General features: G+C 71.9%; 24 protein-coding genes. 11 read left to right on the top strand and 13 right to left on the bottom strand.

Going from position 1 to position 21,439, the window contains the following annotated elements:
- Nucleotides 1-43: 43 nt before the first annotated feature.
- Nucleotides 44-739: an A24 family peptidase gene (locus D1J60_RS22575; protein WP_125822318.1), complete on the bottom strand. Its 696-nt coding sequence runs from the start codon at nt 737-739 to the stop codon at nt 44-46.
- 372 nt (nt 740-1,111) lie between these two features.
- Between D1J60_RS22575 and D1J60_RS22570 the strand changes: the two genes are divergently transcribed.
- The 3 genes from D1J60_RS22570 (at nt 1,112) to D1J60_RS22560 (ending at nt 3,722) form a co-directional block, all read left to right on the top strand.
- Entirely contained in the window at nt 1,112-1,480 is a 369-nt protein-coding gene (locus D1J60_RS22570) for a DUF192 domain-containing protein (RefSeq protein ID WP_125822317.1), read from the top strand.
- 36 nt (nt 1,481-1,516) lie between these two features.
- The gene (locus tag D1J60_RS22565; protein WP_007266244.1) at nt 1,517-2,134 is read left to right on the top strand and encodes an SMI1/KNR4 family protein; all 618 of its coding nucleotides are present in this window, start codon (nt 1,517-1,519) and stop codon (nt 2,132-2,134) included.
- Between the two features lie 292 nt (nt 2,135-2,426).
- Entirely contained in the window at nt 2,427-3,722 is a 1,296-nt protein-coding gene (locus D1J60_RS22560) for an extracellular solute-binding protein (RefSeq protein WP_125824145.1), read from the top strand.
- A gap of 184 nt (nt 3,723-3,906) precedes the next feature.
- Here the strand turns inward: D1J60_RS22560 and D1J60_RS22555 are convergent, their stop codons facing one another.
- On the bottom strand, nt 3,907-4,530 hold the full coding sequence (locus D1J60_RS22555) for a hypothetical protein (protein ID WP_125822316.1): 624 nt from the start codon (nt 4,528-4,530) through the stop codon (nt 3,907-3,909).
- 188 nt (nt 4,531-4,718) lie between these two features.
- Here D1J60_RS22555 and D1J60_RS22550 point away from each other — a divergent pair, with 188 nt between their 5' ends.
- Nucleotides 4,719-5,846 (top strand): serine hydrolase domain-containing protein, encoded by a 1,128-nt coding sequence (locus tag D1J60_RS22550; protein WP_125597501.1) that lies wholly within the window; start codon nt 4,719-4,721, stop codon nt 5,844-5,846.
- Between the two features lie 15 nt (nt 5,847-5,861).
- Here the strand turns inward: D1J60_RS22550 and D1J60_RS22545 are convergent, their stop codons facing one another.
- From D1J60_RS22545 to D1J60_RS22535, 3 genes are all read right to left on the bottom strand, one after another.
- On the bottom strand, nt 5,862-6,182 hold the full coding sequence (locus tag D1J60_RS22545) for a nuclear transport factor 2 family protein (RefSeq protein WP_125597504.1): 321 nt from the start codon (nt 6,180-6,182) through the stop codon (nt 5,862-5,864).
- Between the two features lie 116 nt (nt 6,183-6,298).
- Nucleotides 6,299-7,120 carry a polysaccharide deacetylase family protein gene (locus tag D1J60_RS22540; protein ID WP_125822315.1) on the bottom strand — a complete coding sequence of 274 codons (822 nt, stop codon included), beginning with the start codon at nt 7,118-7,120 and terminating at the stop codon, nt 6,299-6,301.
- 222 nt (nt 7,121-7,342) lie between these two features.
- Nucleotides 7,343-8,923 carry an MDR family MFS transporter gene (locus D1J60_RS22535; RefSeq protein ID WP_125822314.1) on the bottom strand — a complete coding sequence of 527 codons (1,581 nt, stop codon included), beginning with the start codon at nt 8,921-8,923 and terminating at the stop codon, nt 7,343-7,345.
- 120 nt (nt 8,924-9,043) lie between these two features.
- Between D1J60_RS22535 and D1J60_RS22530 the strand changes: the two genes are divergently transcribed.
- The 3 genes from D1J60_RS22530 (at nt 9,044) to D1J60_RS22520 (ending at nt 11,978) form a co-directional block, all read left to right on the top strand.
- Nucleotides 9,044-9,631 (top strand): TetR/AcrR family transcriptional regulator, encoded by a 588-nt coding sequence (locus D1J60_RS22530; protein WP_125822313.1) that lies wholly within the window; start codon nt 9,044-9,046, stop codon nt 9,629-9,631.
- Between the two features lie 324 nt (nt 9,632-9,955).
- Complete coding sequence (ctaD, locus tag D1J60_RS22525) at nt 9,956-11,599, top strand: cytochrome c oxidase subunit I (protein WP_125597517.1); 1,644 nt, start codon at nt 9,956-9,958, stop codon at nt 11,597-11,599.
- Nucleotides 11,589-11,978, top strand: a complete 390-nt coding sequence (locus D1J60_RS22520; protein ID WP_125597520.1) for a cytochrome c oxidase subunit 4 — start codon at nt 11,589-11,591, stop codon at nt 11,976-11,978. The genes ctaD and D1J60_RS22520 overlap by 11 nt, the downstream gene beginning before the upstream one ends.
- A 1-nt stretch (nt 11,979) precedes the next feature.
- Here the strand turns inward: D1J60_RS22520 and D1J60_RS22515 are convergent, their stop codons facing one another.
- On the bottom strand, nt 11,980-13,644 hold the full coding sequence (locus D1J60_RS22515) for a ubiquinol-cytochrome c reductase cytochrome b subunit (RefSeq protein ID WP_125822312.1): 1,665 nt from the start codon (nt 13,642-13,644) through the stop codon (nt 11,980-11,982).
- Between the two features lie 67 nt (nt 13,645-13,711).
- The gene (locus tag D1J60_RS22510; protein WP_185910976.1) at nt 13,712-14,116 is read right to left on the bottom strand and encodes a nuclear transport factor 2 family protein; all 405 of its coding nucleotides are present in this window, start codon (nt 14,114-14,116) and stop codon (nt 13,712-13,714) included.
- Nucleotides 14,117-14,213: 97 nt separating this feature from the next.
- On the opposite strand from D1J60_RS22510, the gene D1J60_RS22505 reads away from it, so the two are divergent.
- Complete coding sequence (locus tag D1J60_RS22505) at nt 14,214-14,759, top strand: TetR/AcrR family transcriptional regulator (RefSeq protein WP_125822311.1); 546 nt, start codon at nt 14,214-14,216, stop codon at nt 14,757-14,759.
- Nucleotides 14,760-14,863: 104 nt separating this feature from the next.
- Nucleotides 14,864-15,451, top strand: a complete 588-nt coding sequence (locus D1J60_RS22500; RefSeq protein ID WP_241253367.1) for a Uma2 family endonuclease — start codon at nt 14,864-14,866, stop codon at nt 15,449-15,451.
- 15 nt (nt 15,452-15,466) lie between these two features.
- Here the strand turns inward: D1J60_RS22500 and D1J60_RS22495 are convergent, their stop codons facing one another.
- The 4 genes from D1J60_RS22495 to D1J60_RS22480 are packed head-to-tail and all read right to left on the bottom strand — an operon-like array spanning nt 15,467 to nt 18,126.
- Nucleotides 15,467-15,937 (bottom strand): hypothetical protein, encoded by a 471-nt coding sequence (locus tag D1J60_RS22495; RefSeq protein ID WP_125822309.1) that lies wholly within the window; start codon nt 15,935-15,937, stop codon nt 15,467-15,469.
- 2 nt (nt 15,938-15,939) lie between these two features.
- Entirely contained in the window at nt 15,940-16,425 is a 486-nt protein-coding gene (locus tag D1J60_RS22490) for a hypothetical protein (RefSeq protein WP_125822308.1), read from the bottom strand.
- A 29-nt stretch (nt 16,426-16,454) separates the two neighbouring features.
- The gene (locus D1J60_RS22485; protein ID WP_241253366.1) at nt 16,455-17,729 is read right to left on the bottom strand and encodes a hypothetical protein; all 1,275 of its coding nucleotides are present in this window, start codon (nt 17,727-17,729) and stop codon (nt 16,455-16,457) included.
- 31 nt (nt 17,730-17,760) lie between these two features.
- A complete protein-coding gene (locus D1J60_RS22480; RefSeq protein ID WP_241253365.1) occupies nt 17,761-18,126 on the bottom strand; it encodes a hypothetical protein in 366 nt (121 codons plus the stop codon).
- 143 nt (nt 18,127-18,269) lie between these two features.
- Here D1J60_RS22480 and D1J60_RS22475 point away from each other — a divergent pair, with 143 nt between their 5' ends.
- On the top strand, nt 18,270-19,373 hold the full coding sequence (locus D1J60_RS22475) for a MerR family transcriptional regulator (protein ID WP_164720947.1): 1,104 nt from the start codon (nt 18,270-18,272) through the stop codon (nt 19,371-19,373).
- A gap of 61 nt (nt 19,374-19,434) precedes the next feature.
- On the opposite strand, the gene D1J60_RS22470 is transcribed toward D1J60_RS22475, so the two are convergent.
- Nucleotides 19,435-19,911, bottom strand: a complete 477-nt coding sequence (locus D1J60_RS22470; RefSeq protein WP_164720946.1) for a ricin-type beta-trefoil lectin domain protein — start codon at nt 19,909-19,911, stop codon at nt 19,435-19,437.
- A 394-nt stretch (nt 19,912-20,305) separates the two neighbouring features.
- On the bottom strand, nt 20,306-20,905 hold the full coding sequence (locus D1J60_RS22465) for a hypothetical protein (RefSeq protein ID WP_125822303.1): 600 nt from the start codon (nt 20,903-20,905) through the stop codon (nt 20,306-20,308).
- Nucleotides 20,906-21,134: 229 nt separating this feature from the next.
- Between D1J60_RS22465 and D1J60_RS22460 the strand changes: the two genes are divergently transcribed.
- Nucleotides 21,135-21,428, top strand: a complete 294-nt coding sequence (locus tag D1J60_RS22460; protein ID WP_125822302.1) for a hypothetical protein — start codon at nt 21,135-21,137, stop codon at nt 21,426-21,428.
- Nucleotides 21,429-21,439: the final 11 nt, after the last annotated feature.

Raw genomic sequence — 21,439 nt, 5'->3', positions numbered from 1 at the left:
ATAACCCTTCGTAAAGCGTCCTGCGTGCATTGCCGCAAAACGATTACGCTCCGAATCCGCCCAGCAGCACTCCGGTGAGGGCTCCGGCGGCCATGAATGGGCCGAACGCGAACCCCTGGTCACGGCCCGCGCGGCCGCCCAGCACCAGGCCGAGGCCGTATACGGCGCCGTAGAGCAGCCCCAGGAACGCCCCGGCCGCCCATACCCCCCACCCGTACCACCCAAGAGCGACCCCCAGGGCGAGCGCCAGCTTGACGTCGCCCAGCCCCATCCCGGCGGGGTTGATCAGGAACAGCACGAGGTACGAGGCCCCGAGCGCGAGCCCGCCCAGCAGCGCGAGCCGCCAGGACCCGGCGGCGCCGGGCAGCAGCGCGGCGGCACCGAGCAGGGCGGCGCAGGCCGCGGCCAGGGGGAGGGTGAGCACGTCGGGCAGCCGGTGCACGGCGAGGTCGACGAGGGACAGCAGCACGAGCAGGGGCGCGAGCACGACGAACACCACCGCCTCGGGACGGGGGCCGGCGGCCGCCGCGAGCGCCGCGCAGACGGCCGCGGTGAGGAGCGCCGGACCGGGCCTGACCCCGCCCCCGGGGGCGGCCCCCAGCCACCCCCGCCACCCGGCCAGGCGGTGGCCGCGCCAGGGCTCGCCGGGTTGCACCGAGAGGCGGTACGCCGCTCGGGGCAGCGCCAGGCCGGCGGCGGCGCCGTACGCGGCGGCGAGGGTGATCACGATGGTGCCCATCCGCCGACGTTAGGCCGGTCGGCGGCCCCGAACACGGGCCCGAGGACCCAACCCCGCCCCCGCCCGGCGCGCCGACCGCTGCGCGGGGCAAGGTCCCCTACCCGCCCTTCAACCGTTCTCGCCCTCAGTCGCCGGGCGCGGCTCAAGACACGGCGCTACCGCGCCCGCGCCTCAAACGCCGGCGGGGCTGAAGGAGCCGTGCGGGCTGGATTCGCGCAGCGAATTCCAGCCCCGCCTGGGGGCACCTCCCAGCGGTAGCTGGGGGAGTTTGAGGCGCGGGGGTCTGGGGGCGGAGTTCCCAGGGGGGCCGGGGCGGAGCCCCGGGGAACGGGCGGAGGGCGGGGCGGGGAGACGGACCCCTAGGGTGTCCCCATGGCGTACAGGGACGGCACCGGCACCCTCCTCGTCGGCGGCACCCCCGTCCCCCTGGAGGTCGCCGCCTCCTACCGGGCCCGCACCCGCGGCCTGCTGGGCCGCGACGGGGTCGAGGGGGCGCTGCTGCTGACGCCCGCCGCGAGCGTGCACACCTTCCGGATGCGGTTCCCGATCGACGTGGCCTACCTCGACCGCCGGATGCGCGTGATCGCGCTGACCACCATGCCCCCGGGCCGCCTCGGCCTGCCCCGGCTCCGCGCCCGGCACGTGCTGGAGGCCGAGGCGGGGGCCATGGCCCGCTGGGGTCTCACACGGGGCAGCACGGTGACCGTCTCAGCGGGTGGACCTCCCGGCACGGGGCGGTAGGTTGGGGCGGTTGGGCTGGGGTCTCAGGGGAGCGGCATGACGGAGAACGCGCGGATCAAGGCGCTGGAGCAGATCATGCCGGCGACGCACGGCGCCGACGAGGACATCGACTGGCAGGCGGCGGAGGCCGTCTGGGGAACCCGCTTCCCCTCCGACTTCGTGGCGTTCATGGGGCGTTACGGGGCCGGGTCCATCAACGGCGAGGCCAGCGTGCTGCTCCCGCTGCCCAAGCCCGGACTCCAGTGGGACCCGGCCGAGATGGCCGAGGAGACCGCCAACGCGCGGCAGCTCTGGGAGGCCGGGGGCGGCCGGGCCGCCTTCGACGTGGACCCGGAGTCGATCATCGCCTGGGGCGTCACCGGCGGCTCCGACATCCTGTGCTGGCTCACCACCGACCCGGACCCGGACCGCTGGCCGGTGCTGGTCGCCGGCCGGCACACCGCGGACGCCTTCGCCGTCCACCCGTACGGCATGGCCGAGTTCCTGCTGCGGCTCTGCTCCGACGAGTTCGACGTGAGCCCCGTGAGCATCACCTTCTGGGACGCCGGGCACCTCAGCTTCGTCCACTGGCGCAAGGCCCAGCGGCGCTGGCAGGAGGGCCGCAACCCCGAGACCGGCGAGCCGGACCCCTACGCGGGCGAGTTCGCCGACTAGCGGCACGCGCGGCCGCGCCCGAAATCACACCCAGCCCGTTTCCCCGCCGGAAACGGGCTTTTCGGCATGTCTACGCGCGTCGCACCACCCCCACCCATATCGGAAAACACAATTCGGAAATCCATTGATTGGAGCAATGAACACAAGTGCCGACCCAATGCATTCACGCCGGCCGCCGTCGGGAGAGAATTCCGGCCAGACGGGCCACGGCGGGACACCCCAGCCCGGAGCAACTCATAAGTAATAACGGGAATCAAAAGAAAATCAGGGGTATCCACTCGTGCGACGAAGAATGTTCGGCGCGGCCGCCACGGCCACCGTGTTCGGCCTACTGATACCGGTGTCCGGCTGCGGAAGTTCCTCCGGCAGCGGCAGCGGCGACGCGCTGCGCCTGGTCGCGGCCGAATACGGCACCACCCCCGCCACCAGTTCCAAGGCTTTCTGGGACAAGGTGACGGCCGATTTCACCAAGGCCAACCCCGGCATCAAGGTCGAGGTCACGCTCCTGCCGTGGGCCGACATCGACCGCGAGGTCTCCAAAATGGTCGGCGCCGGGAAGGCTCCGGACATGGCGCTCATGGGCTCCTACTCGGACTTCGCCGCCCAGGGCAAGCTGTATTCCGCGGAGGAGCTGCTCTCGATCAGCGCGGAGGCGAACTTCCTCCAGCCCCTCGCCGAGGCCGGATCGGTCGGCAACACCCTCTACGGCCTGCCCTTCGTGGCGAGCAGCCGCCTGCTCTTCTACAACACCAAGCTGTTCGCGGACGCCGGCCTCGTCGGCAAGGACGGTTCGGCCACCTGGCAGCCGAAGAGCTGGGCGGACCTGGAGACCGCCGCCAAGGCGCTCAAGACGAAGGGCGTGAAGTACCCGTTCGCCGTGCCACTGGGCCCCGAGGAGGCGCACGCGGAGGCCATGATCTGGGAGCTGTCCAACGGCGGCGGCTACGCCGACAGCAGCGGCAACTACAGCCTCGCCTCGGACCAGAACATCGAGACCTTCAAGTGGCTGAAGGAAAAGATGGTGGGCCCCGGGCTGACCGGCCCGACCCCGCCCGCGCAGCTGAACCGCGCCGACGCCTTCGCGGCGTTCCTGCGCGGCGAGGTCGGCATGCTCAACGGCTACCCGTCCCTCTCGTACGAGGCGCGCGCCAAGGGCATCACCGTCGGCGCCGTGACCATGCCGGTCTCGGACTACCTCGGCACCGGCGAGAAGCCGCCGACCGTGGGCGTGGCCGACTGGATGATGGCCTTCAAGCAGAACGGCAAGCGCGAGGAGATCGGCAAGTTCCTGGACTTCGTCTACCAGGACAAGAACCTGTCGGACTTCGCGGGCCGCTACCACCTGCTGCCCTCGACCGTCACGGCCTCCCGCACCCCCTCGGGCGGCGGCCTCGACAAGAACGACGAGCAGTTCCTGACGGCCCTGCGCGGCGCCCAGCTCTACCCGGTCAACGACCCCGCCTGGGTGACGGTCAGCGACACCATCAAGCGCAACATCGGACGGGCCCTGGAACCGGGCGGCAACCCGAAGGCCGTCCTGGAGGACATCGCCTCGAAGGCGAACGCCGCCTCGAAGAAGAAGCACTGAAAGTCCCCCGCGACAAGGGACCTTCGCCTCCCTGCCGGACCCCATCCCGTACGGCAGAATGGCTGTCGGCACTTGATCCAAGGCCGCGGCCCAGTCGCCCGCCGGGCACCCACAAGGTGCGCGGGGCGGCAGGCCTCCTCCCCTGCTCCTCCCCCGTTCCTCCGCCGCCCGGCGCCGCCTCCCGCTACGCCTTGCCGTTCTCCGCGGAGAACGCCTCGCGGTACCGCTCGCAGCCGGAGTCCCAGCGCAGGCTGCCCGTCAGCGTCCCGTAGTGGGTGCGCGTGAGCGACCACTCCACGGTGTACTCGCCGGTGTCGCACGCGATCCTCTCGCCGCCCGCGACCTTCTGACGCCCCGTCGCCGGCTGGCCCGTCAGCTTCCGCTCCACCTCCGCCCGCGCGACCCCCCTCGCGTCGCGCAGCACGGCGTGCACGACGATCGGGTGGGTGCCGTTCTTGGTGGTCAGGCCCTTGTTCACCAGGACGTCGGAGACCGCCCACGCGAACTCGTACGAGGGTTCCCAGGAGAGCGTGTCCGGGTCGGGGACCTGGCGTTCACCCCTAGGGTCGTGGGGGTGCGACGGGCGGCTGACGGTCCCGTACCGGATGCCCGGGTGGAAGCGGACCTGGCCCTCCAGCTTGTGCTTCTGGTCCTTGGTCCACAGGGACTTCATCTCGTGTTCGCCCCCGGCCGGGTCCTGGAGGTATCCGGTGCCCGGGGCGGCGGTGGCGGACGCCTGGCCGAGGGCGGGGGCGACGGCCGCGGCTGCCGCGGCGAGGGCGAGGGCTGCGGTGCGAGTGCGCTTCATGACCGGCCCAACGGGTCCCCGCGGCGGGCCGGAACGACGCCGTGCGCGCGTTCACCCGTACGGAGCGGGCGGCGGACGCACAGGTGACAGATTCCGTTCCGGGCCGGAACGCGCTCCGGACGCCTCTGGTTCTCTGTGCCCGGACGGGGAAGAACGGTCCCCGCACGACCACGGGGGATGGCATGGGCATGACGGTTGACGGAACGGTCGCGGCGGGCTGGGAGACGGTGCGGGAGGAGTTCGAGGCGTTCGTGGCCTCGGAGCCGAACCCGCCGGAGGCCCAGCTCGCGGTGCGCCACCACGGGCGGACCGTGGTGGACCTGTGGGGCGGCGAGGACACCGACGGGGCCACCCTGAGCGGGGTCTTCTCCCTCACGAAGGGCGCCGCGCACCTCGTCGTCGCGCTGCTGGCGCAGGAGGGCGTACTGGACCTGGAGCGTCCGGTGTCGGCGTACTGGCCGGAGTTCACCGGGCACGGCAAGGAGCGGCTGACGGTGCGGCAGCTCGTCGCGCACGGTTCCGGGCTGATCAGCACGGGCGAGGGCTTCTCGTACGAGGAGATCGCGGACGACGCGTTCCTCGCGGCCCGGCTGGCGGCGCAGGAGCCGTACTGGGAGCCCGGCACGGCGTACGGCTACCACGCGTTCGTGATCGGCGCGCTGACGGGCGAGGTGGTGCGGCGGGTCACGGGCCGTTCGCTCCAGGAGGTGTACGAGGAGCGGGTGCGGGCGCCGTACGGGCTGGACCTGTACATGGGGCTGCCGGCGGAGCTGGAGGGCCGCTGGAAGCCGGTCCTGGAGATGCTGCCGACGCCCGCGCAGCAGGAGCTGCTGGCGACGGGCGGGCCGCTGCCCGAGCTGATGAGGACGGCCTTCAACTGGCACCACGAGCCGCCGATGGACATGGTCGCGTACGCCAACCACCCGAAGGTCAAGGCCCTCGGCCCGGCCTCGGCGGGCGGCAGCGGGACGGCGCGCGGGGTGGCCGCCCTGTACGCGGCGGCCGTCAGCGGGCTGGACGGCCGGCCCGCGCTGCTGGAGCCGGCGACGGTGGCCGAGGTGGCGCGGCTGCACACGCCGGGCCAGGACCGGGTGACCTCGGAGGCGGACCACTTCGGGCTGGGCTTCGAGACCCAGCCCGCGGTGGGCCCGGAGGCCTTCGGGCACTGCGGCGCGGCGGGCGGCAACGGCTTCGCCGACCCGGTCACGGGGATCGCGTACGGGTACACGCGCCGCCGCTTCGGCTTCCCGGGCGGGCTGGCCCCGGAGAACGGGCGCCTGACGGCGGCGGTGCTGAAGGTGGCCCGGGGGCTCTAGGCCGCGAGGACTCCCTCAGGCCTGGCCGGTCTCGAAGCGGCTGATGTGGCCGTCGGAGACGGTGAACCGCCAGGCGGTGCGCATCTCGCCCCAGGTGTCGTTGCGGTAGGAGACGACGAGGGACCGGCCGTCGTCGGTCTGCTTCTCGACCGACATGTGGCCGCGGGAGGAGAAGATCTCGCGGTCCGTCCAGTCGGTCAGGTCGCGGTCGGAGCCGTCGTCGGACATGGTCGCGCCGGGGGTCAGGACGGCCCGGAAGGCGTCCTGGTCGCCCGCGTTGACGGCGGTGACGAAGGCCCGGACGGCGGGGTCGGTGAGCTGGTCCGGCTTGATCATGGGGTCTCCCGGTCGTGTGCGTGGTCGTCGTACGTCCTGTGCTGCGCGCGCGACCAGGGAACACCCCCGGCGGGGCCGGGCGGCCGACCCTCACCCGTTCGCCGCCCGGCGGCGTGTCAGGAGGGGTCGGGGGCGGTGCGCACCGGGAAGCCGGTGGGCCGGCCCTGCTGCTCCAGCCAGGTCAGGACCTGGTCGAGGGCGGCGACGGTCTGCGTGCGGTCGCCGCCGCCGTCGTGGAAGAGGACGGTGGGGCCGTTGCCGATCTCGCGCTTGACGGCGTCGACGATGGCGGCGGTGCCGGGCTTGCCGAAGTCCTTGGTGTCGACGTTCCAGCCGAGCGGGCGCATGCCGTTCGCGGCGGCGATCCGGCGGCTGTCGGGGGTGAAGGCCCCGCCGGGGGCGCGGTAGTACTCGACCCTGGCGCCGCTGCCGGCGGCTTCCTCGATCAGCTTCTTCGCGTCGAGGATCTGGGCCTGCTGGTAGGCGACGGGCTTCTTGTCCATGGTCGTGTCGTGGCTCATGGAGTGGTCGCAGAGCCGGTGGCCGGCCGCGACGACCTTCTTGACCAGGTCGGGGTGGGCCTTGGCCTGGGGGCCGATCATGCAGAAGACGGCCTTGACGTCGTGCTCGGCCAGCACCTGCAGGACCTGGGGGGTCCAGCGGGGGTCGGGGCCGTCGTCGATGGTGATGTTGACGGCGTTGCCGCCGGATTCGGAGGCGTGGGCGATGCTGTCGGGCAGCCCGGCCGGCCGGGCCTGTGGCGGCTGGGCGCCCGGGCCGTTGCCGCCCCCGGGGGATTCGGTGCCGGTCCGGGGGGCGGCGGGGCCCTCGTCCGGGGTGACGAGGGCCGTCACGCCCCAGATGGTGGCGGCCACGGCGGCGGCCGAGGCGCCGACGGCTATCCGGTTCCGGAGGCTGTGCTTCTGCGTGCTCGTCATGTGTCCACTCCCCGTCCGGCCTTGCAAGGGTTCTGTGGGTCATGACGTCCCGGTCCCTGGCGGGGTTCCACCTAATTGCCCAATAAATTCCAGGTAATAAGGACTTTGGGCCTCAATAACCCCAGTTGTCACACGGGTTGGGGCATGCGAAAAGGCGGGTGCGGCCCGGGGGGAACCCGGGCCGCACCCGCCTCGCCGGCGAACGCCGTGGCGGCCGGCGGCTCAGTGCGCGAAGGCGTCCTGCGGGGCCTGTTCGGCCTTGGCGGGACCGCCGTCGGCCGGGGCCGGACCCGCGCCCCGCAGCGGGACCTCCTTGACGAACCAGGCGAGCACGAAGCCCAGTACGGCGACGGCCGCGCCCAGCAGGAACGCCGAGTGGGTGCCGGCGGCCACGGCGTGCTGGTAGGCGTCGCGCACGGCCTCGGGCAGCTTGGCCAGGCTGGCCGCGTCCAGCTGGGCGGTGCCGGCGGCCTGCGCCGCCTGCGGGCCGAGCCGCTCGGACATGGTGTCGGTGACCCGGGAGGTGAACAGGGAGCCCATCAGGGCCACGCCGAAGGATCCGCCGAGGGTGCGGAAGAGGGTCGCCGAGGAGGAGGCGACGCCCATGTCCTTCATGTCGACGCTGTTCTGCGCGACCAGCATGGTGATCTGCATCAGGAAGCCGAGACCGGCGCCCAGGACGGCCATGTAGAGGCCGGAGACCAGGCGGGTGGTGCCGGTGTCCATGGTGGCGAGCAGGAAGAGCCCGACGACCATGAGGGCGCCGCCGACGATCGGGAAGACCTTGTACTTGCCGCTGCTGGTGGTGATCCGGCCCGCGACGAGCGAGACGGCCATCATCGAGAGCAGCATCGGCAGGAGCAGCAGGCCGGAGTTGGTGGCGGAGGCGCCCTGGACGGACTGCTGGAAGAGCGGCAGGTAGAGCACGCCGCCGAACATGGCGAAGCCGACGAGGAAGCCGATCACCGACATGAGGGTGAAGTTGCGGCTGCGGAAGATGTGCAGCGGCATGACCGGCTCGGCGGCCTTGGTCTCGGCGTAGAGGAAGGCGGCGATGGACAGGGCGCCGACGGCGATCAGGCCGATGATCTCGGCGGAGCCCCAGGCGTACTCGGTGCCGCCCCAGGTGGTGACGAGGACGGTGGAGGTGATGGCGAGGGTCAGCAGGGCCGCGCCGACGTAGTCGATCTTGCCCTGCGACTTCTTCTTGGGCAGGTGCAGTACGGCACTGACCATCGCCAGCGCGACGGCGCCGAGCGGGAGGTTGATGTAGAAGGACCAGCGCCAGCCCATGTGGTCGGTGATGGTGCCGCCGACCAGCGGGCCGCCGATCATGGCGAGGGCCATCACGCCGGCCATCATGCCCTGGTACTTGCCGCGCTCGCGGGGCGGGATCAGGTCGCCGATGATCGCCATGACGCCGACCATCAGACCGCCGGCGCCCAGGCCCTGGACGGCGCGGAAGCCGATGAGCTGGCCCATGTCCTGGGCCATGCCGCTGAGCGCGGAGCCGACGAGGAAGATGATGATCGAGGTGAGGAAGGAGCCCTTCCGCCCGTACATGTCACCGATCTTGCCCCAGATCGGTGTCGAGGCGGCCGTGGCCAGCGTGTAGGCGGTGACCACCCAGGAGAGGTGTTCGAGGCCGCCGAGCTCGCCGACGATGGTCGGCATCGCGGTACCGATGATCATGTTGTCGAGCATGGCGAGCAACATTGCGATCATGAGTGCCATGAGGACCACACGCACGCTGCGCGGCTTCACCTCCCCGGCGCCCGCTGCTTCCTTGATGTTCTCCGCCATGTCCACTCCCCGTCCACACGCAACTGCACCGGGCACTTACTTGCCGCCCGGCTAGTTCACTACACTGGGGAAGGTAGACCCGTCACTAGCCGGGCGTCAAGTAAGTACTCGGGGAGAGCCATGTCCAGCACCAGTCCGCAGCAGCCGCGCCGTGGCAACACGCGCCAGCGCATCCAGGACGTCGCACTGGAGCTCTTCGCCGAGCAGGGGTACGAGAAGACCTCGCTCCGGGAGATCGCCGAGCGGCTGGAGGTCACGAAGGCGGCGCTGTACTACCACTTCAAGACCAAGGAAGACATCATCATCAGCGTCTTCGACGACCTGACCCGGCCGATCGACGAGCTGATCGCGTGGGCGCAGGAGCAGCCGAAGACGCTGGAGACGAAGCGGGAGATCCTGCGCCGCTACAGCGAGGCCATGGCGGCGGGCGCTCCGCTGTACCGCTTCATGCAGGAGAACCAGGCCACGATGCGGGAGCTGAGCATCGGGGAGACGGTCAAGCGCCGGCTGTTCACCCTGGTGGAACTGCTGCGCAACGACGAGGGCCCGCTGGCGGACCAGGTGCGCTGCGTGAGCGCCCTGTTCACGCTGCACGCGGGGATGATGTTCCTCCAGCACGTGGAGGGGGACCCGGAGGAGACCCGGCTGGCGGCCCTGGACGTCGCCACGGACCTGATCACCCGCGCCCACCACGGCGACACGGCCTGACCGCCGGCGGAGCGGGCCGGGCGGGGGCGTCACGCCCGCACCGCGTCAGCCGGTCACTTGTCCACGGCCATGGCCAGGGCCCGGCAGGCGCCGAAAAGCTCGGTGAACCGGGGCATCGACTGCCAGTCGCGCAGGGACCACCCCGGGAGTCGGCCCCTCCCCGGACCAGGACGGGTCGCCCGTCCCGGCCCGTCCGGGCGGCGGACCGCATCGCCCGGTCGGCGGGACCGGCTCCCCGCACGCGGCGCGGCGCGGCGGCGGCCGGGCGGGGAGGCGGTAGGGCATGGGGGTGCACGCTCGGCGGCGAGGCTCCCTGGAGGCCCGATGACAGCGGTGGACCACGCGGCCCGGAAGACCGAGCGGCGGGTGCGGCAGGGCTCCGCGGTGCTGCGCCTGCTGACGACCACCGACCACAAGACCATCGGCAACCTCTACCTGGTGACGGCCTTCGGCTTCTTCCTCTTCGCCGGCGCCCTCGCCCTGGTCATGCGCGCCGAACTCGCCCGCCCCGGGCTCCAGATCCTCTCGAACCAGCAGTACAACGAGGCGTTCACCATCCACGCCACGATCATGATGCTGCTGTTCGCGACGCCGACCTTCACGGGCTTCGCCAACGCGGTGATGCCGCTCCAGATCGGCGCGCCCGACGTGGCCTTCCCCCGGCTGAACGCCTTCACCTACTGGGTCTACCTCTTCGGCGGGCTGATGGTGGTCTCCGGGTTCCTCACCGCTGACGGGGCCGCCGCCTTCGGCTGGTTCGCGTACGCCCCGCTCAACGGGGCGGTGTTCTCCCCCGGCACGGGCCCCGACCTGTGGGTGATGGGGCTGGCGGTGGCGGGGCTCAGCACGATCCTGGGCGCGGTCAACTTCATCACCACGGTCATCTGCCTGCGCGCGCCCGGCATGACGCTCTTCCGGATGCCGGTCTTCACCTGGAACGTGCTGTTCACCTCGATCCTGGCGCTGCTGGCCTTCCCCGTGCTCACCGCCGCCCTGCTGGCCCTGGAGGCGGACCGCAAGTTCGGCGCGCACGTCTTCGACCCGGCGAACGGCGGCGCGCTGCTGTGGCAGCACCTGTTCTGGTTCTTCGGGCATCCCGAGGTCTACATCGTGGCCCTGCCCTTCTTCGGCGTGGTCAGCGAGATCCTGCCGGTCTTCAGCCGCAAGCCGATGTTCGGGTACGTGGCCCTGATCGGGGCGACGATCGCCATCACCGGCCTGTCCGCCACCGTGTGGGCCCACCACATGTTCGCCACCGGCGCCGTGCTGCTCCCCTTCTTCTCCCTGCTGTCGTTCCTGATCGCGGTGCCGACGGGGGTGAAGTTCTTCAACTGGATCGGGACCATGTGGAAGGGCTCGCTCTCCTTCGAGACCCCGATGCTGTGGTCCGTCGGGTTCCTCGTCACCTTCCTGCTGGGCGGGCTGACCGGGGTGCTGGTCGCCTCGCCGCCGCTGGACTTCCACCTGACCGACAGCTACTTCGTCGTCGCCCACCTCCACTACGTCCTCTTCGGCACGATCGTCTTCGCCACCTTCGCCGGCCTCTACTTCTGGTGGCCCAAGCTGACCGGGCGGATGCTGGACGAGCGGCTCGGCCGGATCCACTTCTGGACCCTGTTCACCGGCTTCCAGACCACCTTCCTGGTGCAGCACTGGCTGGGCGAGGCGGGCATGCCCCGCCGGTACGCCGACTACCTCGCGGCCGACGGGTTCACCCTGCTCAACACCGTCTCCACGGTCGGCGCCTTCCTGCTGGGCCTGTCCACGCTGCCGTTCCTCTACAACGTGTGGCGCACGCAGCGGTACGGGGAGAGGGTCGCCGTCGACGATCCGTGGGGCTGGGGCCGCTCCCTGGAATGGGCGACCTCCTGCCCGCCGCCCCGGCACAACTTCCACGCCCTGCCGCGGATCCGTTCGGAGTCCCCGGCCTTCGACCTTCACCACCCGGAGGTGCCCGTTGAGAGGTGAGGCCTGGCTCTTCACCGGTACGGCCCTGTTCTTCGGGGCCGCCACCGCCGTCTACGGGGGGCTGTCCGACGAGCCGGCGGGCATCGCCGCGCTCTGCGTGTCCTTCGCGATGTCGGCGCTGGTCGCGGCGTTCCTGTGGCGGCAGTACCGGCGGGGCGGGGAGCGCCCGGAGGACCGGGCGGACGCCGAGGTGCGGGAGGCCGGCGGGCGGCGGGCCTTCTTCCCGGCGCGCAGCCCCTACCCCGTGCTGACGGCGGCCGGGAGCGCGCTGGTCGGGCTGGGCGTGGTGCAGGGGCTGTGGCTGTGCCTGATCGGCTTCGGTGTGCTGCTGCCGGGCGTCCTCGGCTTCGCCTTCCAGAACCTGGACCACCCGGAGTAGCTCAGCCCCGCGGGGGCCCGGGGTCCTCGGGCCGGTCCGGTCCGGCGAGGGTGGCGGCGGCCTTGCGGCGCTGCTCGGGGGTGAGCGGGTACGGGACGCGGTCGCGGTGGAACCAGACGCTGACGGCCGCCCGGGTGCGGGACAAAACCCGGCGCGGCAGGGACCGGGTGGGGTCGCCGTCGTACTCCAGCGGTGCGGGCAGGTCCCGGGCGAGCATGGTGTACCGCTCCCCGGGCGGGAGCGCCTCGTACCGCGGGTGGAAGGCGCCCTCGGCGTCCTGCACCGCCAGGCCCGTCTCCGCACCGTCCGTCAGCAGCTCCCGCTCGTGCGACTGGAGGGCCAGGCACAGCCGCCGGGTGAGCCAGAACACCGCCGCCGGCACGGCGAAGAGGGCGGCGCGCAGCGTCCAGGTCAGCGGGGGCAGGGGCAGGGCGAAGAGGAACGCCAGGATGTCCTGGGCCCCGGCGAGGAGCAGCACCGCGTACCAGGAGAGGGCCGCCGCGCCGAGGGCCGTGCGGACCGGCCGGTCGCGGGGGCGGTCGCACAGGTGCCGCTCGCCGGTGTCGCCGGTGATCCAGCGTTCGAAGAAGGGGTAGGCGTAGAGCACGGTGAACAGCAGGCCGGGCATGAGGACGGCCGTCACCAGGGGGTTCCAGGAGATGGTGTGCCCCCACAGGCGGGTCTCGACCCCGGGCATCAGCCGCAGGGCGCCCTCCAGGAAGCCGATGTACCAGTCGGGCTGGGAGCCGTCGGAGACCAGGTCGGCGCGGTAGGGGCCGTACACCCAGATCGGGTTGACCTGCGCGACGGCGGCGAGCGCGGCGAGGACCCCGAAGACGGCGAAGAAGAGGCCGCCGGACTTGGCCAGGTACTGGGGGAAGAAGGGCAGGCCGACGACGTTGCGGGCGGTGCGGCCTGGGCCCGCCCAGTGGGTGTGCTTGAGGTGGAACACGAGCAGCAGGTGCACGGTGACCAGCCCCAGCAGCAGGCCGGGGACGAGCAGGACGTGCACGGGGTAGAGGCGGGGGACGATGTCCTGGCCGGGGAACTCGCCGCCGAAGGCGAAGCAGCTCAGGTAGGTGCCGATGACGGGGACGGACAGCATGACGCCCTGGGCGATGCGCAGTCCGGTGCCGGACAGCAGGTCGTCGGGGAGCGAGTAGCCGGCGAAGCCTTCCAGCATCGCCAGCAGGAACAGGGTCACCCCGATCACCCAGTTCAGCTCGCGGGGGCGGCGGAAGGCGCCGGTGAGGAACACCCGGAGCATGTGCGCGCCGATGGCGGCGAGGAAGACGATCGCCGCCCAGTGGTGGATCTGGCGGATCAGCAGGCCGCCGCGGACGTCGAAGCTGATGCGGAGGGTGGAGAGGTAGGCCTGCGACATGAGGACGCCGTGCAGCGGCTCGTACGAGCCCTGGTAGGGGGTCTCGCGCATCGACGGGTCGAAGAAGAGCGACAGGTACACGCCGGTCAGCAGCAGGACGGCGAAGCTGTAGAGGGCCAGCTCCCCCAGCAGGAAGGACCAGTGGTCGGGGAAGACCTTCCGCAGCGCCCCGCGGGTGAGCTCGGCCAGCGGCAGCCGCTCGTCGAGGGCCCCGGCGGCCCGCGCCGCCCGCTTCCCGCGCCTGGACTCCGGCACCGGCCTGCACCTCCTGCCCGCGCGCATCGCCCGGCGCGTACGCCACGCCAAACTACCGAAACGGGACAGGAGGGTACGGGACGGACACGGTCGGTCAGGCGCGGAGCCGCCGTTCGGACTCCTCGATGGGGACGTCGTTGATGCTGGCCTCGCGGCGGCGCATCAGGCCGTCGTCGTCGAACTCCCACTGCTCGTTCCCGTGGCTGCGCCACCACTGGCCGCCGGCGTCGTGCCACTCGTACTCGAAGCGGACGGAGATGCGGTTGCCGGTGTACGCCCACAGCTCCTTGCGCAGGCGGTAGTCCAGCTCGCGCTCCCACTTCTCGGCGAGGAAGGCGCGGATCTCGGCGCGGCCGGTGAGGAAGCGGTCGCGGTTGCGCCAGGCGGAGTCCTCGGAGTAGGCGAGGGCGATGCGCTCGGGGTCGCGGGTGTTCCAGGCGTCCTCTGCGGCCTGCACCTTGGCGCGGGCGGTCTCCTCGGTGAACGGGGGCTTGAGCACGGCGGGTTCCTCTCGGATCGGGAGACGGAGAACGCTCGTTCTCAAAGTAGAGAACGAGCGTTCTCAACGCAAGCGGTTCTGCACTACCCTTCACCCCATGGACGACGAAGAGGCCCGCACCCGACTGCTCGACGCGGCGGAGGCCCTGTTCTACGCCGAGGGCGTCCAGGCCGTCGGCATGGACCGCATCCGCGCGGAGTCGGGCGTACCGCTCAAGCGGCTCTACCGGCTCTTCCCGGCCAAGGACGCGCTGGTCGCCGCCTACCTGGAGCGGCGCGACGCCCGCTGGATCGGCGGCCTGCGGGAGGCGGTGGCGGCGGCCGAGGAACCGGTGCCGGCGGTGTTCGACTGGCTGGCGCGGTGGTTCTCGGAGCCCGGCTTCCGCGGCTGCGCCTTCCTCAACGCGTACGGGGAGCTCGGCACGGGCCCCGCGGCGGTACTGGACGTCGTACGCCGCCACAAGGCGGAGCTGCGCTCCCTGCTGGGCACCCTGACCGACTCCCCCGCCCTCGCGGACCAGCTCCTCATCCTGGCCGAGGGCGCCACGGTGGTGGCCGCCCTCACCCCGGGCCCGGAACCGGCCCTCCGCGCCCGCGAGGCGGCACTGCGGCTGCTGGGGGCGGACGCGCCCCCGAACGGGTGAGCGCCCTCACGGCCGGGGCGGCCGTCGGTCCGCCGCGCTAGCCTGGGAACAGGCACGCAGCGTGACGAGACACCGACGCCGCCCGGAGGACCACGGTGACAGCCATGATCGAGCGACCCCGGCCCATAGAGGTCACCGAGGGGGAACGGACCTTCGAGGACGTGCTGCGCACGGTCGAGGAGATGAACACGCCAGACGGCCACAAGGCCGAGCTCATCCGGGGGAAGATCGTCGTGTCACCGTGGTCCAGGCTTCGCTACTTCATCCCCATGGAATCCCTGCGGGAACAGTTGATGGAGCACGTCGCGGCAGACCAGGTGGCCACCCACGCACCGTTCCTGTTCAGCTTCCCATCAGTCGGCCGTGCCTACGGGCCTGACCTCTACGTCGTCGACCGCGCCGCGTTCCTGACAGAGGAGCGGCACGGTGACGGGGAGGCCCTGAGCCTCGTAGCGGAGTTCACGTCGACCTCCACCAGGGACGCCGACTGGCAGGAGAAGCTCCAGGTGTACGGGCAGCTGGTGCCCGTGTACCTCGTAGTCGACATGCAGGAGGACGAGATCACCTGCTTCTCCGACCCCTCCCCGCAGGGCTACCGCGCCCACAGGACGGTCTCCTTCGGCACCCCCCTGCCGGTACCCGCCCCCTTCTCGTGCGAGATCGACACGACGGCTTTCAAGACGGCGGGCTGAGCCGGCCGGGACCGGTCACCACCTGAAGAGGACGCCCCGCCAGGTCCAGCCCGCGGCGAGGACCGTGTTGCGCAGGGGGTCCTTCATGTCGCGGGAGTCGTAGCGGAAGGTCTCGACCAGGCGCCGGCGGCCGTCCGGGCCCTTCTGGAACTCCCACTCGCGGGCGATGCGGGTCGAGCCCCCGCGGCCGTACTGCCTGCTGCCGGAGTACTCGTGCGAGAGGTTGCCCCACTGCTCTTCGAGCGTCCGCACCTCGCGGGTGCCGGGCACCAGGCGCAGCCGGATCTTGACGGTCAGGTCCAGCTTCGCGATCCGGCGCTCCGCCACCAGGTCGGCCTTCTCCTTCGGGAAGGCGTGGCGTACGCGGAACAGCGCGTCGGGGCCGCCCAGCGCGAGGAGCGCTTCCCGGAGCTCCATGGTGGGCAGGGGCTTGATCCCCCTGTCGGGGTACTTGGTGCCGGTGACCTTGTCCCAGACGCGGCCCATGGTCAGTCCTCCGCCCCGTCGTCCGGGCGTACCGTGCGCACGAAGTCCTGGAAGTCCTCCAGGACGCTTTCGTACTGGTCCGCGGTGGACGTCAGCGCCAGCCGGACCAGGGCGCGCCGGCGCGGGTCCTCGCCGTCCGGCAGGAACAGGTAGACCTGGGACTGGACGAAGTCCCGGCGGTCGTCGCCCGCGACGGCCGAGAAGGTGACCCGCTGGGCCAGCGCGGGCGCGTCGGCGGAGCCGAGCTCCTGGCGGTGGGTCACCACCACCGAGTCGGCGAACTCCCGCAGCCGCTCGACCGACGCGTCGGCGAGTTCGGCCGGCATCACGTCCTCCTTGGGCAGCCCGCCGTCGACGGTGATGTTCGCCGCGAACCCGGCGTCCGGCCGCGGGTGCACGGCGGCGTAGGCGACGTCGGGAAAGGCCGGAACGGGCCGCCAGCCCGTCGGCAGCGTGAACGCGATCGGCACGGGCAGTGTCGTGGGCATCCCTGAACCTCCTTGCGCGGAAACGGACATCAGTCGAACCAGCTGCCGATCTCGTGGGCCACGTCACCGGCGGTCTTCTTGAGCTTGCCCGGGTCCACGGTGATCTCCAGCCCCACCGCACCGCCGAAGAGCTCGGCGGCGCCCGCCTTCCCGCCGACCTTCCACGCGCCGGTCTTCTCGTCCTTCCGCCAGCCGAAGGACCCTTCCCAGCCGGCACCCGCCCATGGTTCGGCCACCACACCGACGCCCAGACCACCGGACTCGACACCGCCGGCAACGGTGCCCTTCACCCCGGCGAAGGACTTCGCCCCGATGGTGACCTCCTCCCTGTTCAGTTTGGCGGTGCCGCTGACCTCGCCCCCGGCGAACCCCTCCACGCGCCCGTAGGCGGCGTGCGAACCGCGTTCGACCCGGACCTCCTCCAGCATCCGCAGGCCGGCGGACGCCTCGGCCTTGCCGCTGACGCCCTTTTCGCTGGCGCCGAAGTTCGCGGTGCCCCTGATGCCCCCGTACACGTCCTCCACTGCGGAGAGCTTCAGCCCCGCGAGTTCGCCCTCTCCCTTCGCGGTGGCGTGGAAGAGGTCGGCGTACAGCTTGACCGAGCCCTCCTTGCCGTACTTGATGCCGCTGACGGTGAAGCCGGCGTCGGGCCCGGTCACCGTCACGGGGTCCTCGCGGTCCCGGAGGACCGGCGGGACGTACTTCTCGGCCTTCGCCAGGTCGCCCTCGGCGTAGCTGTTGAAGCCGGTCAGGGATTCGTCCGCGCCGCTGCCCTGCCCCAGGGCGTCCCGGTTCCTGTCGACGACGGCCGATTCGAGGGCGTCCTTCACGTGCGTGTCGGCGTCGGAGACGGCCTTCACCCGGTCGTCGAGGTGCTTCTGCCACTTCTCGACGGCGGTGCGTACGGTGGCCTGACCGTCCGGGTCGTGCTGGTAGGCGCTGCGCTCAGCGGGTGTGAGCCGGGCGAAGTCGAAGGCGACCCGGCCTTCCGCGGACACGGTCATGCCCGCGGCGACCGCGTCGTCGCGGGCGCTCTCCAGCTTCCTCCTGAGGTCGGTGAGCTGCTCGTGGGCCCCGCGCAACAGGCTCGCGATCGCCTTGGCCTGGTTCTGCGCGGCGGAGTACTCGTAGCGGGTCGCCGTGAACTTGGTGCGGGCCACCCCGGCGCTCACGCCGGACCAGTCGTTCCCGAGGGTGATCTTCTGGATGGTCTCGCCGTAGCGGGTCTCGACCTTCTGCAGTTCGCCCGCCATCGCGTCCCACTTGGCGGCCGCCGCCGTCAGCAGGCCGAGGTCCGTGGTCATCACTTCGCCGTAGGTCAGCACCACGGGCCCCTCAGAGGTGGTTCAGCTTCGACTGGGACCGGAACTGGTCGTGCACCGCGACGTCGTTGCCGGCGAAGAGGCCCGCGGCCCCCCGCAGCGCCGTCTTCTCCCCGGCGAGCCGGCCCATCAGCGACCGCACCTGCTGGTCCCAGGTCTCCGCGACCTTCTTGAGTCCGGCGGCCGTGTCCCAGCCGTCGAATCCCTTCTGGGCCGCTGCGGTGGCGCCGTCCGCGTGCTCGGCGGCCTTCTTGGTGTTCGGCTCGAACTCGGTCTCGATCAGGCCCGCCGCCGCCTTCTTCTGCTGCGGCGTCGAGGCGAAGTCCCCGGGACCGGCAGGAGCCAACGGCCCCGGCCCCGGCCCGGAGTTCAGGCGCATGCCCGCTTGGTCCTGGTCGACATCCCCCGACATGACGCTCCCCCCATCACGGATGGGTCCGATCATATGCACGGCCACCGTGCGGGGTTGACCCTCGACCTGGTGGAGGGAGCAGAGTTCCGGCCGTGGGGAACGAGAGCGGGATGCGCAGTATCGGTGAGATGGCCCGGGACAGCGGGCTCGGCGTGAGCGCGCTGCGGTTCTACGACGGGGCCGGGGTGCTGGTCCCGGACTGGGTGGATCCGGTGAGCGGGTACCGCTGGTACGGGCCCGGCCAGCTGGACGAGGCACGGCTGCTGGCGCACCTGCGGCGGGCCGGGATGCCGCTGGCCGACATCCGGCTGGTGACGGCCGGCTGGTCCGGGTCCGACACCGCCCTGGTGCTGAAGCTGCTCTCGGAGCACCTGCTCCGGCTGGAGCGGGGGCTCTGCGACGCGCGCCGCGCGTTCTCCACGGTCCGTGACCTTCTCGACGCCAGGGAGACCCCGATGAGTTCGACCTTCGCCCATCCGCACACGGCCCCCGTCCGCCTGACCGTGTCCGCGCCCGGGCTGGCCGCGGCGCTGGACGCGGTCCGGTTCGCCGCGAGCACCGATCCGGAGCTGCCGATGCTCGGCGGCGTCCTGTTCGACGCCGAGGGCGGGACGCTGCGGGTCGTCGCCACCGACCGGTACCGGCTGGCCGTTTCGGCGACCGGCGTCACCGGCGCCGGGGAAGGGGAGTACGACGGCTCCCGCGTCCAGGCCGTCGTCCCGTCCCCGCTGGCCGACGCGATGCGGGCGCTGCTCGGCGCCGAAGGGTCGGCGGAGCTGCGGGTCGAGGGGGACCGGGTGGTCCTGGAGGCCGGGGAGCGGCAGGCGGGCGGCCGGTGCGGCGCCACCGGCTTCCCCGACTACCGCCGGCTCTCCCGGCTGCCGGCCGGACGCCGGGCCCCGGTGGACGTGCCCGCGTTCCGGGAGGCGCTGCTGGGCGGGCCGGTACGGAGCCAGGTGCGGGAGGAGGACGGCGCGGCGTACGACGTGAGCGTGCTGGAGGTGACGGACGGGGGGCCGGTCTCGGTCCGCGAGCACGCCTCCCCCGGGGACCGGATCGGCGTCAACCGCGCCTTCCTACTGGAGGCCCTGGCCGCGGCGGACCGGGACCGGCTGGTCCTGGAGGCCGGGACCGGCCCCAGGCCGCTGACCATCAGCCGCGGCGACGACGAGGAGACGTACTCGATGCTCATGCCGGTGATCGTGGAGGACTAGGGGGTGTACGCCCCGCGCCCGGGGCCGCCGAGGCTGCGGCCCCGGGCGCGGGAGCGGGAGGTCAGACGAGGGCCAGGCTGATCTGGTCGTTGAAGACCACCCAGTTCTGTCCGCGGTCGGCGGAGTCGCAGGGCTTCGTGGAGAGGTTCGGGGTCCCCCAGGCGTTGGCGAAGCAGTACGCCGGGGCGAAGGCGAGGGAGATCTTCTGGCCGGCGACGTTCCAGTACTGCCCCTGGTCGTTGGGGTTGCACGGCTTCGTCGAGACGTCCGGGGTGCCCCAGTTGTTGGCCAGACAGTAGCCGCGGGCGTTGGTGAGGGCGATCTGGTGGCCGGAGACGGTCCAGTGCTGGCCCTGGTCCGCGGCGTCGCAGGGCTTCGTGGAGACGTTCGGGGTCCCCCAGGCGTTGGCGAGGCAGTACCGGCCGGGAACGGCGGCCTGCTGGGCGGCGCCCGCGGCACCGGCCGTACCGGCCGGCAGGAGGGAGGCGGTCAGGGCGAGCACGGCGAGGGCGAGCGTCTTGCGGGGGGCGAGGGCCATGATGCGGATTCCATTCTCGACGCGGGCAGGAGTGATTGACTCAAGCCAAAAGGAGGGGGTCATCCGGCTCGGATCCGAGCACACGGAAATTGATATCAGGGAGCACTTGCCGGTCAATTGGATTGGACGAGCCCTTCACCCGGAACGAGCAGTCACCAGATGATCCGATGACCGCCGAATGGCCAATAAACCCTCTTCGGGCGCAAATTAGACACCCTTCCCCACCTGCAAAGATGGCCGAAAATCCATGATCCGACACACCGGGCCGCCCGTTGCGCCGCACCCCTGCACAGGGCGGATCCACCTCTCCTGCACGGCGCCCGGATACGCCGAAACGTTTCGCACCCACACTTTCACGCCGAATTTCCCCGACGGGGAAATCCGGAGTGAATTCCTACACCGCCCTCAGGGCGGCGGAAAGGGCGGCGAAGGAATCGGCGGAGGCGTAGACGGTCCTGGCGTCGACCACCCCGGCGGCGCCCAGGTCCAGGCGTACGGGCGGGTCCAGGCGCACCGCCACGTCCAGCGAGCCGCCCACCGAGCAGGCCACCGCCCCCGGCTCCCCCGGCACGGGCCGCGGCCCCCGGCCGCCCACGGTCCGGATGACGGGCGACACGGACCGGACCGCCGAGCGCGGCAACGCCACCTCTCCGAGGAACCCGGTGCGCAGGACCAGCCGCTCGGCGTCCACCTGGTGCGGATGCCGCACCAGGGCGGCCACCAGGGCGAGCCCGCCCGTGATCAGCAGCGCCTCCAGCGCCGCGTGGGCGGGCCGGACCGGCGGCGGGATCATCGAGGACACGAGGAACGAGGTCACGATCTCGACGGCGACCAGCGGCAGAACCAGCTGCCGCACCCCGGCGGAGTGCCGTACCCCGGGCACCGCCGGCCGCCGCCGGACCACCTCCACCAGCGACCGCGCCCACACCCTCGCGACCCCGGCCCTGCCCGGCCCGGCGGTCACCACCCCCGTCACCCACTCCGCCGCCGTCACGCGCCCGCTCCCCCCTCGCCACGTCCATCTCCTGCCACCCTGGGCCGAGTTGGGGCCGGACGAAAGTGACAAACGTCAGCGGCATACGGGGAGGGCCGGGCCCGCGCCGATCGGGGACATCGAGGCCGGCGAGGCCCATCCCCTGCCCGGACGCCGCCCGGACCGCCTCGCCGCCCGGCGCCGGGCGGCGTAGCGTCGTGTTCGGGGGGCGATCGGGAAGCGAGGGGCCATGGCCGTTCTTGTGCAGAACACGGGCGCGGGCTGGGACCGGGAGGGCTACCAGGCCCTGCACGACCGTGTCATGCCCGACGTCACGAAACCGCCCGCCGGGCTCATCTCCCACGCCGCGATGCCCGGCGACCCGGACGGGTGGGTGGTCATCGACGTGTGGGAGTCGAAGGACGACTACGAGCGCTTCCTGGAGGAGGTCCTGATCCCCGCCGCGCAGGATCTGGGGGCGCCGCAGTTCGACACGAAGATCGTGGAGATCTACAACCTGATGGTCCCCCCGCACCCCATCTGACGGCTCCCCCC

Origin of the sequence: Streptomyces sp. W1SF4 (genome assembly GCF_003950035.1) — a bacterium.
GTDB classification, from domain to species: domain Bacteria; phylum Actinomycetota; class Actinomycetes; order Streptomycetales; family Streptomycetaceae; genus Streptomyces; species Streptomyces racemochromogenes.
The sequence above is the reverse complement of the archived record's forward strand: the minus strand, read 5'-3'. Positions and strand labels throughout refer to the sequence as shown.